The sequence below is a fragment of the Cohnella ginsengisoli genome (genome assembly GCF_029525555.1).
Lineage (GTDB): Bacteria > Bacillota > Bacilli > Paenibacillales > Paenibacillaceae > Cohnella > Cohnella ginsengisoli.
On the sequence record NZ_JAPDHZ010000002.1, the window covers coordinates 1,286,693 to 1,298,865 of the forward strand.

Genomic DNA, 12,173 nt, shown 5'->3' on the forward strand with positions numbered 1-12,173 from the left:
CTCATTTTACAATCGCGTACGCCTCACGCCCCTGAGCCCGGATGCCCGGTTGCCTGCCGCCGCGCGCGGTATTCCGACGCCGGAACGCCCTCCAGCTCCCGGAATACGCGGTTGAACTGCTTCGCGTTTTCGAAGCCGACGCTTTGGCCGATCTCGAAAATTTTGGCGTCCGTCCGCGCGAGCAGCGCCTTGGCCTTATCGATCCGCACGGCCTTCACGTACGATACGAAGCTCTGGCCCGTGAATTCCTTGAACAGCTCGCTGAAGTACGAATAATTAAGCGACACGTGATTGGACACCGTGGCCATGTTCAGGTCCTCGGCATAATGCGCTTCGATATAAGCGACGGCCCTCCGCATCTCCCGGTTGTCTCCCAGCGCGGCGCGAACCGTCCGGACATAATCGTTCAGCCGGAACAGCAAGTTTTCGGCCTCGTGGAAATATTCGTGAATGTCCGAGAAATGATAAATGCTGCCTACCCGCTTATACAACCGCAAGATTTCGAGCGACTCCTCGCCGTACGTGCGGAACACGTCGTCGAATACCGTCTCGTTCAGCAGCTTGCTGAGGCGCTCCAAATAGTCGAGCGAAACTTCCGACGCCTTTTTCAAATCGAACAGGCGAACCAGAATCGCCTTCATGTCAGGCTCGCGATCGGTTCCCAGCATATTGGCGAGCTTGCGGACGTCGTCGACCGGCAGCTCCGGCGCGTCCGTTCTGTGCATGACGCTCTCGTAGGTAATGATCGACGAGCTGCAGCGCGGCTGCAGCAAGCTGTATCCCGCGGCGCGCCGGGCCTCGGCGTAGCCGGCGCGAACGTCCTCCAGCCGCGCCTTCATGCGGCTGAGCCCGACATGATAGGCGGAGGAGACGCTCTTGTCCTTCAAATAAACCATGAGCCGGCCGAACAGCTCCGCCTCGTCGGTCAATACGATCAGATAGCCGTCCTGATCCTCCAGATGGAACGCGGCGCGCCCCTCCGCGCTGCGCGCGAGAAACTCCTGCGCGAGCACGTTCTGCCGGCGGTCGCCGGCGAACTTGAGCGCGCCGACGCAGTAGGCCGGCTCCAGGCGCTGCAGCCCCGCGGACCGGCAGCGCTCCGCCGCTTCGGCCGGATCGACGGCGGGATGCACGAAAATATAGTTCAGTTGGGCCGCCCGCAGCTCCTCCCGGACCCGGCCCGCTTCGTCGAGCCGGCTCTCTGCGTCCTCGGCGCGGCCGAGCTCCTGCTCCACCCGGTCCAGGATACCGTACATTTCTTCCCGGACGATCGGCTTCAGCAGATAGTCCCGCACGTTGAATTTGATCGCTTCCTTGGCGTAGCTGAAGTCGTCGTGGCCGCTCAGGATGATGACGGCAGTCTTCGGGGATCGCTCCGCCGCGTGCCGGATGAGCGTCAAGCCGTCCATCTCGGGCATCCGGATGTCCGTGATCAGGATGTCGATCCGTCCGGCGCCGATGACGGCCAGCGCCTCCGCCCCGTCGGCGGCCAGCGACACGTCGTACCGATCCCGGTACTGGCGTTCGATCATGGCTTTCAGACCCGCGCGGATGTTTTTCTCGTCGTCGACGATAAGCAGCGTTCGCATCAGCCTGCGCCTCCCGTCAAAATAAAGTAAGGAATCCGAATGACGACGCGCGTATAGGCGCCTTCTTCGCTGGCCACCGTGAGCCCGTATTCTTTGCCGTAGTAGAGCTGAATGCGCTGATGCACGTTGCGCAGCCCGATGCCGCCGCCTTCTCGCCCGGCGTCCGCTCTCGGCAAGGCCGTGCCGGCTGACTCCGGCGCTTCGTACCCGATCGACCGGTTGAGCTGCGCCGCGCGATCCGCCGGCATGCCGCAGCCGTCGTCGCGGACGGCAAGCACGAGCGTCCCCTCGCTTGCTTCGGCTTCGATGCGGATCGTCAGCTCCTGCATCGACGACGCGCGAAGCCCGTGCTGGACCGCATTTTCCGCGATCGGCTGCAGCGACATCTTCAGCAGCTCCTGATCGAGGAGCGAGGCCGGGATGTCGAGAGCGAGGATAATCCGATTCTCGTACCGGATGTTCATGATGGCGATATAGTTGGTGATATGCGCGACCTCGTCGCGCAGCCTCACGTATTCGCTCGTCCACTTGAGATTGTAGCGCATGAGCCCGCCAAGCGAGGTCAGCGCGTCGGAGATCGGGTACTGCCCCTCCACCTCCGCCATCATCTTGATATTTTCCAGCGTGTTGTACAGGAAGTGGGAGTCGATCTGGTTTTTCAGCGAACGCAGCTCGGTCTCCTTGGACGCCGCCTTCTTGTTCACCGCGTCCGCGATCAGCTCGTTGATCTTGCGCAGCATCTTGCGGAAATGATGGGCCAGCTCGCCGACCTCGCCGCCCCCGCGGACCGTCAGGTCGAATCCGAAGTCGCCCTGGCGAACCCGCTTCATCGAATCGGTCAGCGTGTGCAGCTTTTTCAAAATAAACGAATTGAGCACGTACGTCGCGATGCCTAGGATCGCGATCAGGATGACGTTGGCCGCGATGATGCGGTCGCGCGTCTGCCTGGCGCTGTCGAGCACGCGCTGAAGGGACACGATATTCACCATCCTGGCGCCGAGCGGCTCGATCTCGCGGGAGACCGCCAGGAACGGCTGGCCTCCGAGCGTCAGGCGGAAGCTCGCGGTCCCGGAAAGCGCCCGGCCCGCCGGGCTCAGCGCTTCGGCCAGCGCCTCGGGGGATATGCCCGTCGACGCCAGCAGCTTCTGCTGCCGATTGTAGAAAAGATTGCCCTGCGCATCGGAGATGACGAGCTGGGAGACGTCGTCCTCGCTGCTGCCGAATGTCTTGGGGAAGAAGCTCGACATGAGCATGTCAACCTCGAGGATGCCGGCATGGATGCCCAGCGGGTACTCGATCTCCTTCAGGAAGGCGACCTTCGCCTGGCCGACGCCCGTCGCTTCCCCGATCTTCATCTTGAACGGATCCGGGTCGTCGGGCGTCAAGTGCCACTCCATATGCTCCTTCGAAGCGGTCAAGCGGCCGAACCAGGGCTCCGACGCGACACGCTCCTCGTTCGCGAATACCGGATACATCTCGTTGATCAGCGCGTTGTCGAAGAAGATGCGGATATGCAAAAGATTCGGATTATTGTACTGGAGCCGGTTGATGGCCGGAACGACCCGCGTGCTGAAGTCGATCAGCTCGGCGGTGTCCGGCTCCGTCGTCCGGGACAAATAATCGAGCACGTCCTGGTCCGCCTGGCTGAGGTCCGCGGCCCGCTGCATCGTCTCGATGTTGTTGGCGATATTGAGCCGCTCGATCTCGAGCGTGTTTTCGTTTTTCCGCTCCATATCCTTGACCGCGCTTCCCGCGAACTGCTGAAACAGCAGCAGCGAGATCAGGACGCTCGGAATGAGCAGGATCAGCACGTACGAGAGGATCAGCCGCGTCTGCAGCGACCACTGCTCTTGCCGTTCCAGGAGCCTTCGCATCGATTTTTTCCAGAATGTCCGCACCCGCATGCCGTCACTTCCGTTTGCCGTCGTATTCGTCGCTTCGCTTAAAACTCCAAAAGGACATGCCGTCCCGGAAGGGACGACAGTCCTTGGTCAGAGCCTTACTTCATAAAATCCGCGAGCTTTTTAACGTTCTCTTCGAACTTCTTCTGACGGAACGCCTGCATGGCGTCATAGCCGGCCTTGGCGCGATCGTCCTTGAACTGCTGCAGGATCTTGTCAAAATCCGCGTCGGACTTCGACAGCAGCAGCTTCGGCAGCGCCTTGCTCCAGAGCGTGTCGATCTTCGTCTTGGTGATGCCTTCGGGCGACGTGGCCGGCGGGTCGATCAGGTCGTACTGCGAATAGCTGACCGTCTTGCCGCGCGTCCAGTCCTCCATCTGCTTCGTCGGTTCGACGCTCGGCGGCGCCCATTGCAGGTTCATGTTCGTGTCCATCAGCATCCAAAAAGTATACGACGACCCGTACTTTTTGTCGAAGGAGGTGCGGTCGGTCTGCATGAGCTGCAGCGCCTCCGGCTTGAACTGGTCTTTGCCGTCGATCGTATCATAGGAGACGCCCTTCTCGCCAAGGTAAAGATCCTTCTGCCCTTCTTCGCTGATCAGGTAGCTGAGGAATTTGATGGCGCGCGCTTTGTCCTTGACGTCCTTGGAAATGAGCGTGACCGTCCAGCCGGAGATCGAAGGTCCGGCCAGCTTCGGCGGATCCTGCTTCGCGTTGGCCGGGCCGTCGACCGCGATATACACCGAGTTCGGGTCCTTGGCGTACAGCACGTTCTCCTGGGCGGCCAGGTCGGAGCGCTGATAGATCATCGCGAAGTAGCGTCCCTGCGCGATCTTCTCCTCCATCTGCGTGCGCTTGTCGATAAAGATGTCTTTCGCGAGCAGGCCGTCCTGGTTCGCCTGGCGGAATACCTTCAGCCACTTCACGTACGCCTCGTTGTCGACGAGGGCGTACTTGTCGTTCAGCTTGCCGTCGACGTCGCGCGGAATGGCCAGGAAGTCGGCCAGGTAATCCTCGAGCGAATAGTTGCCCGTCGGCGTGAATTCGTGGAGGCCTAGCGGGATGAGCGGCTGGCCGTTCACGTCCTTGAACTTTTCCTTCGCGGCCTTGAGCGCGGCGAGGAAGCCTTCCGGCGTCCGCATGTCCGGCTTGCCGAGCGCCTCGTACATGTCCTTGCGGACGAGGAACGTCTGGTTAGAAGTAAAATTCGTGCCATACTTCTCGTAATCCTTCGGCGAGGACGACGCGTTCGGATAACCGTAAACGTTGCCGTCCGGCTGGGTGTACCAGCTCAGCTTGGCGGGGTCGGCGACCTTGAAGAAGTACGGATCGTATTCCTTCGCCAACTCGTTAAGCGGCAGCACGAGCCCGCCTTCCTGCATTTTCTTGACCGCGTCCTCGTACCAGCCGAGCGTGATGAAGTCCGGCAGCTTGCCCGAGGCGATCATCGTGTTCATCTTCTCGTTCTCGTTGCCCGCCGGGACGATGAAGTTGATGTTGACGCCCGTCTTCTTCGTGACGTACTGGGAAGTCGGATCGACGCCCCACTTGTTCGGGAACCAGGAAAAGTTCAGGTACCAGTCGAACGTGATCGGCTTGGCGGCGTCGGCCTGCCAGCCGGGCGCGTCGGCGGAAGCTTCGCCGGAGGCTTCCGCCGACGCGGAAGCGGTGGCCGACGGCGAAGCTTCGGACGGGGCGGCGCTGCTTGAAGCCGGAGCGCTCGAGCTCGCCTGGCCTTCGTTGTTGCCGCCGGCGCAGGCCGACAGCGAGAACGTCAGCGCGAGCAGCAGCGTGGAAGCGATCGTTTTGTTGGATACGCGTTTGTTCATGTTCGTTCCCCTTTGCTTTTCTGATGGACAGTCTTCTATGTGGAAAGTCGTGGTTGCCCGATTGGATGACGATTCGAAATGGCGCGCAGATGCCTGTGTCGTCCCGGTCAGCCCTTGATCGATCCGATCATGAGCCCCTTCACGAAGTACCGCTGCAAAAACGGATACGCGAGCACGATGGGCAGCGTTGTGACGACCATCGTCGCCATTTTCACCGAGTTGGACGTGACGGACTTCGTAATGCCGCCTGCCGCCGCCGTCACCATCTGGCTCGTATCGTTCTGCGCGACGACGCGGTACAGGAACGTCTGGATCGGCTGCAGCTCGGTGTTCTGCGTAATGTAGATGACGCCCGAGAAATAGTCGTTCCACTGCCATACCCCGTGGAACAAGGCGATCGTCGCGACGACCGGCAGCGAGACCGGGATGACGACCCGGAGGAACAGCACCAGGTCGTTGGCGCCGTCGATCTTCGCGGCCTCTTCGAGGCCCTGCGGCAGCTCTCGGAAAAAAGAGACGAAAATGATCAGGTCGAAAAAGCTGAACATGGCCGGGACGATATAGACGAAAAAGTTGTCCAGCAGCTGCAAGTCGCGGATGAGCAGGAAAGTCGGGATGAGTCCGCCGTTGAAGATCATCGTGACCGTGCCGAGGATCATGTACAGATTGCGGCCGATCAGCTCCCGCCGGGAAAACGCGTAGGCGACCATCGCCGTGAAAAAGACGTGCAGGACGGTGCCGACGAGCGTCTTGGCGACCGTGATTCCCATCGCGGTCACGATGCCGGGATTGTCGACGACGGCCGCGTAGTTGTCCAGGGTGAACACCCGGGGCAGCCAGTAGATGCCGCCGCGCATGGCGTCCTGCCCGCTGTTCAGCGAATTGACGAGGACGTACCAGACCGGGTAGATCGTCACGAAGCAAATGACGAGCATGAGCAGGACGTTGACGCCGTCGAAGACGGCCTCGCCTCTCGTTCTTCGTTTTAATGCGAACATCGGATGATGCCCCCTTCTCTCGCTCTCGGTCAGAACAACGTGGATTGGTTCATGCGCTTCAGGATGCCGTTCGCGCCGAGCAGCAGGCCGAGCGTGATGACGGACTTGATCAGGCCGACGGCGGTCGCGTACGAATAGCGTGACTGGGAGATGCCCGTCTGGTACACGAAGATGTCGATGACGTTGCTCGTGCTGTCGTTCAGCGCGTTGCGCATGACGAAAATCTGGTCGAAGTTGGAGTTGAGGAGGCCGCTGACCGCCAGGATGAACAGGATCGAGATCGTGCCTGCGATGCCGGGCAGCGTTACGTACCGCATCTTCTGGAAGCGCCCGGCGCCGTCGATCGTGGCCGCCTCGTACATCTCCGGGGACACGCTCGCCATCGCCGCCAGATAGATGATCGCCGACCAGCCGAGCTCCTTCCAAATATCCGAGGAGACCACGATCGTCCAAAAGTAGCCCGGACTGGCCAGGTAATCGACCGGATCGCGGATGAGGCCGAGCGCCAGCAGCACCTTGTTGATGACGCCCACGTCCGACAGCCAGGTCGTCAGGATGCCGCCCAGGATGACCCAGGACAGGAAGTGCGGCAGATACGAGATCGTCTGCACGGCTTTTTTGAACCGGACCGACCTGAGCTCATTCAGGAAGAGGGCGAACAGAATCGGCAGCGGAAAGCCGACGATCAGCTTGAGCAGGCTGATGCCGATCGTATTGCGGATGACGCCGGGCAGCTGTTCGTCCGAGAAAAACTCTCGAAATTGCGTCAGTCCCACCCACGGCGCCTCGCCGACCGACTTGATGATGTTGTACTCCTTGAACGCGATGATGAGGCCGTACATCGGGATGTAGTTGAACACGAGCATCCAGGCTACGCCCAGCAAGGCCATCGCTTGGAGGTAGCGCTGGGCGAGCAGCTTCCTGGCCCATCCGGTCGCCCCGCCCCGGCGCACGCGCGCCTGCGTCCGCTGCGCTTCCAGCGCCTCCGCCCGGGCATCCATACGATCGACCTCCTGTTTTTTTGTAGCGATGTAAGTGTTTTCATCTGTTTGTATTGTACGATCCCTCCCGCTGCGTGGGTAGGCTCGATATTTCGTATTGCGGTCTCGTTTTTCGGGAGTTTGGCGCGCGTCTGGATTCGGCGTAGACCAAAAACGCAAACGGGACGAAGCAGGAAAATCCTCTGATTCGTCCCGTTGGATTATCTTGGCATCATTTCAGCGACCTACGTAAACACATTCCGCCTAGCGGCTGCGAGAACTGGCCAAGTGTTGACCTACGTCAATACATTACGCCTAGCGGCTGCGAGAACGGGCCAAGTGTTGACCTACGTCAATACATTACGCCTAGCGGCTGCGAGTACGGGCCAAGTGTTGACCTACGTCAATACATTACGCACGGCGGCTGCGAGAACGGGCCAAGTGTTGACCTACGTCAACACATTACGCACGGCGGCTGCGAGAGCGGGCCAAGTGTTGACCTACGTCAACACATTACGCACGGCGGCTGCGAGTGTTGACCTGGCGTCCATAGAGGTTGTGCATCTTCCAAGCGACAAGCAAAAACGCCCCCGTATACGGAGGGCGTTCTGAAAAAGACATGGACAAGTTTAGCTGTACGTACGCTATGCGAAGGCGGCATCCGCAGCGGGCAGCAGCCCGCGCTTCTCCAACGCCGCCAGTCGCTCGAACAGGAAGACGCCGCTGAGCTGCGCGCTAAGCGTCACCTTCCCGGCAGGGGCGGAGCGCCAATCCGTACCGAATAGATCACGACCTGGGTCTTGAGGGCCGTGCGTCGCCGCCCATAGCGTCGCCCCATTGCGGAGCAGCCAGGCCGCCGGCGCGGACGTCGCCTCCCGTCCCTCCAGGACGAGCTCGGACAAGTACCGGACGAGAATACCCTTGAACAGACCGCCGTCGCCGTCGCCTTCGTCCGGCAGAATGCCGCCGCCCCACTCGGCAGACGCAGCCTCGGCGGTACGATTCGCATCGGCCAGATATGCCGCATCCCCCGTCTCCCGGAACAGCTCGACGGCGGCGCCGATAAAGACGCCCTGGCAATACGTGAAGCGCCATTCCTTGTCGATCGCCCCGTCGCCCAGGCGATTCATCCCGTCCCATACGAAGCCGGTCACCGGATCGACGAGATGCCGCTTGAGCCAATCGTAGATCCGGATGGCCCAAGACAAGTCTTCCTCCCGGCCGAAGCTCCGATAGAGCCGGACGGCCAGTATTGCGGCAGGCCCGTTGGCCGGGGTGTTTTTGTACCCCAGCTGTTTCTTGTGCCAAGCGATGCCGCCGCCCATCGTATCGTTCCATCCCGTCCGGATGTCCGCCCAGAGCGACAGTACCGTCTGCTTGTACCGCTCCTCGCCTGTCGCGTCATAAGCGCGCAGCCAAGCGATCGCCATCCATTCCATATCGTCGTACAGCAGATTAGGGAACGCGCCGCCGTTTTTCGTCCGGATTCCCTCGTGAAGCTCGGACAACCGGTCGGCATACCAGTCGTCGCCCGTGCGCAGCAGACCGTCCGCCAGACCGTCTACGGCATGCGCCATCCACCAGTAGTGAAAGATCGTATTGCACGCTCCGTCCGGGCACGGCGTCTCGATATCGTACATCCGAATGGATGGATTCCAAAATTCTCCGTCTAACGCTCGTTGCGCTTTTTCGGCCCGCTCGTTCCACAACATGTCGCTCACCTTCTCCGTTCCTCTATGCTGTCTTTATTTTCGCGGCTCTCCTCCGATTTCCGGCCGAAGCGCCAAGCGCTATTTCAACAGGCCAGCCCGTTCCAGGCGGGCGACCGTCTCGAGCAGCATAACGCCGCTAAGATCGGCGCTGAGTTCGACGACCGTCTCGGGCGGCTGCGACCAGGCGGGTCCGAACAAAGCGTCCCCTTTTGCGTCGCCTTCGCTCTCGCCATCGGAATCGCCTTCCTGACGGCCCGTCGCCCGTCCGTCCGTCCATAGACGGCTCGCGTTCGCCAAGAGCAGCTTCGCCTGCCCCGACGACGCGCCGTCCGCTTCGATCAGCTCGCCCAGATAGCGGACGAATACGCCCTTGAACAAGGCGCCGTCGCCGTCCCCTTCGGACGGAAGCATGCCTGCCGGGCCCCCGGCCAGCACGGTCGCCGCGGCATCGGCCGTCCGCCTGGCCGACGCCAGGTATGCTTCATCTTTCGTCGCGCGGTACAGCTCCACCGCGGCGCCGATGTAAACGCCTTGGTTGTACGAAAATTGCCATGCCTTGTCGATCGCGCCGTCGCCCGTCCGGTTGATGCCGTCCCAGACGAAGCCGGTGTCGGGATCGACCAGCGTGCGGCTTTCCCATTCATAGATGCGCTTCGCCCAATTCAAATCCTCGGGGTTTTGGAAACGCTCGTACAAGCGGGCCGCGAGAATGGCGGACGGCGCGTTCGCCGGCGTGTTCTTGTAGTCCGTCTGCGTCTTGCGCCAGGCGATGCCGCCGCCGGCCTCATCGTTCCAGCCGCCCCGGATCTCTTCCCACAGCGTCAGCGCGGCTTCCTTGTATCGGGATTCGCCCGTGGCGTCGAACGCGCGGAGCCAGGCCAGCCCCATCCACGCCATGTCGTCGTAATAATCGTTCGGCCACACCTCCGCGTTGCGCGCGAGCAGTCCGTCGTACAGGGAGGCGAGGCGCTCCGCGTACTTGGCTTCGCCGGTCCGTTCGTACCCGTCCGTCAGGACGTCCGCAGCATGCGCCATCCACCAGTAATTAAAAGGATCCGTGCATAATTGCAAAATGCAAGGCGCGGCGTTGTTGTACAGCCCGCGCTTGGCATCCCAAAAAAGCCCCGTCCAGCGCGGTCTGCGCGGCTTCCGCGCGCGCCGCCCACATGCCGGCGCGGGAATCGTCCGCCCCGGCGGCTCCGTGCAGCGCCCCGGCCCGCCAGGCCCAGCCTGCGGCCGCCAGCAGCAAGGCGGCGACGGCGACGAACGTCCATCCGGTCTTCCTCGTCATCCGCATGCCTTACCCCTTCGTGCCGCTGAACGCGATGCCTTGAACGAAGTACTTTTGCAGGGCGAGGAACAGCAGCAGAATCGGCAATATCGCGATCAACGCGCCCGCCATCATCGGACCGAAGTCGGTCTGATGGTTGTAGGAGAACGCCTGCAGTCCCATTTGAATCGTCGCCTTGTCCGGGTCGTTGAGAATAATCATCGGCCAGAGGAAGCTGTTCCACCCCGCCTGGAAGGTGAAGATGCCGAGCGTGGCCAGCGCCGGCTTCGTAAGCGGCCAATAAATATTCCAGAAAATCCGGAATTCGCCCGCCCCCTCGATCCGGGCCATCTCCATCATGTCGGACGGCAAGGTCAGGAAAAATTGGCGCATGAAAAATACCGCGAACGATCCGGATGCGCCGGGAAGGATAATGCCCCAAAACGAGTTCAGGAACCCGTTGCCTCCGGCTCCGTACCAGTCGTTTCCCCCGGCGAACGGGAAGTGCTTCAGCACGTAGAAGCTCGGAATCATCGTCACGATGCCCGGTATCATCATCGCGGCGAGCAGCACGCGGAACAGCGGCTTGTTCAGCTTGAAATTCAGCTTCGCGAACGCAAACCCGCTAAGCGAGCCGAAGAACAAATTCGCCGCCACGCCCGCTACGGCAAGCATGAGCGAGTTCCAGAAGTACAGGCCGAACGGAACGGTCGTGAACGCTGCGCGATAATGCTCTAGCGTCAGCCGGGACGGCAGCCATCTGATCGGCATGGAGAAAATCTCGTCGCTCGGCTTGAGCGAGGTGATCAGGCTCCAGAAAAACGGAAGAAACATGAACACCGAGATCGCGATGCTGACAACGTAGAAAACGATCCGCCAAAATACGCGCGAAGCGGACGCCGAGACGGCGGGCGGGCGGCTTGCGCGAGCGGCCCCTGCGGCCGCAGATTTGACACTCATATCCGCACCCTCCTCACACGACCGACTCTTCGGATTTGTTGACGCGCATGTTGACGATCGAGAAGATCAGGATCGCGAGCGCCAGGATGAACGCCTGCGCCGAAGCATAGCCCATCTGTAATTGGTTGAAGCCTTGCTGGTAGATGAGGTAGACCGGCGTCTTCGTGACGTTGCCCGGACCGCCTTGGGTGAGCACGAACGCCTGGTCGAACAATTGCAGCGCGCCGATGATCGACATCGTGCTCACGAGAAACGTCGTCGGCCGCAGCTGCGGCCACGTGATATAACGGAACCGCTGGAGCGCGTTCGCGCCGTCGAGCTTCGCGGATTCATAGAGATAATCCGGCACGCCCTGGAGGCCCGCGATATAGATGATCATATTCGAGCCGATCGACTGCCATAGCGTCACGAGTATGATCGACAGCATCGCCGTCTCCGTCTGAGCGAGCCAGGCGGGACCGGTAATGCCGGCATAGCCGAGCAACGTATTGACGAGGCCGTACTCCGGATGGAGCAGCCATACCCAGACCGTAGCCGCGGCGACCGCGGAAGTAAGCGTCGGCATGTAGTTCATCGTGCGGAACAGCCGAACGCCCAGCCGCCGGAAGTTGAGCAACATCGCGATGCCGAGCGAGATCAGAATGTTGAGCGGTACGAAAATAACCGTATAATACGCGACGTTTTTGAAGGTGGTCCAATAGAGGTCGTCGTGCAGCAGTCGCTTGTAGTTGTCGAAGTTCACCCAATCGCGGTTTTTGACGACGTCATAATTCGTGAAGCTGAAATAAAACGCCATGACGACGGGAACGACGGTGAAGATCACGAATAAGAGAATCGTCGGCGAGATGAACAGGTATGCGGTTCTGGCCTGATGGCGGTTCAGTTTGCTGATGGAAGCCATGGGCGCTCCTCCTTTCGGCTCGGGCGGTCGAAT

General features: G+C 61.0%; 10 protein-coding genes. All 10 read right to left on the reverse strand.

What is annotated here, in order from left to right:
* Window positions 1-23 precede the first annotated feature (23 nt).
* Window positions 24-1,589 carry a response regulator transcription factor gene (locus tag OMP38_RS06285; protein WP_277564323.1) on the reverse strand — a complete coding sequence of 522 codons (1,566 nt, stop codon included), beginning with the start codon at window positions 1,587-1,589 and terminating at the stop codon, window positions 24-26.
* Entirely contained in the window at window positions 1,589-3,493 is a 1,905-nt protein-coding gene (locus OMP38_RS06290; RefSeq protein ID WP_277564324.1) for a sensor histidine kinase, read from the reverse strand. Before OMP38_RS06290 ends, OMP38_RS06285 begins: the two co-directional genes overlap by 1 nt.
* 95 nt (window positions 3,494-3,588) lie before the next feature.
* Window positions 3,589-5,319 carry a type 2 periplasmic-binding domain-containing protein gene (locus OMP38_RS06295; RefSeq protein WP_277564325.1) on the reverse strand — a complete coding sequence of 577 codons (1,731 nt, stop codon included), beginning with the start codon at window positions 5,317-5,319 and terminating at the stop codon, window positions 3,589-3,591.
* 107 nt (window positions 5,320-5,426) lie between these two features.
* A complete protein-coding gene (locus OMP38_RS06300) occupies window positions 5,427-6,317 on the reverse strand; it encodes a carbohydrate ABC transporter permease (RefSeq protein ID WP_277564326.1) in 891 nt (296 codons plus the stop codon).
* Window positions 6,318-6,346: 29 nt separating this feature from the next.
* A complete protein-coding gene (locus OMP38_RS06305) occupies window positions 6,347-7,318 on the reverse strand; it encodes an ABC transporter permease (RefSeq protein WP_277564327.1) in 972 nt (323 codons plus the stop codon).
* 623 nt (window positions 7,319-7,941) lie between these two features.
* The gene (locus OMP38_RS06310; protein WP_277565190.1) at window positions 7,942-9,009 is read right to left on the reverse strand and encodes a glycoside hydrolase family 76 protein; all 1,068 of its coding nucleotides are present in this window, start codon (window positions 9,007-9,009) and stop codon (window positions 7,942-7,944) included.
* Window positions 9,010-9,087: 78 nt separating this feature from the next.
* Window positions 9,088-10,080 (reverse strand): glycoside hydrolase family 76 protein, encoded by a 993-nt coding sequence (locus tag OMP38_RS06315; RefSeq protein WP_277564328.1) that lies wholly within the window; start codon window positions 10,078-10,080, stop codon window positions 9,088-9,090.
* On the reverse strand, window positions 10,055-10,306 hold the full coding sequence (locus OMP38_RS06320; protein ID WP_277564329.1) for a hypothetical protein: 252 nt from the start codon (window positions 10,304-10,306) through the stop codon (window positions 10,055-10,057). The genes OMP38_RS06315 and OMP38_RS06320 overlap by 26 nt, the downstream gene beginning before the upstream one ends.
* Before the next feature lie 3 nt (window positions 10,307-10,309).
* A complete protein-coding gene (locus OMP38_RS06325) occupies window positions 10,310-11,239 on the reverse strand; it encodes a carbohydrate ABC transporter permease (RefSeq protein WP_277564330.1) in 930 nt (309 codons plus the stop codon).
* Window positions 11,240-11,252: 13 nt separating this feature from the next.
* Entirely contained in the window at window positions 11,253-12,140 is an 888-nt protein-coding gene (locus OMP38_RS06330) for a carbohydrate ABC transporter permease (protein ID WP_277564331.1), read from the reverse strand.
* Window positions 12,141-12,173 lie beyond the last annotated feature (33 nt).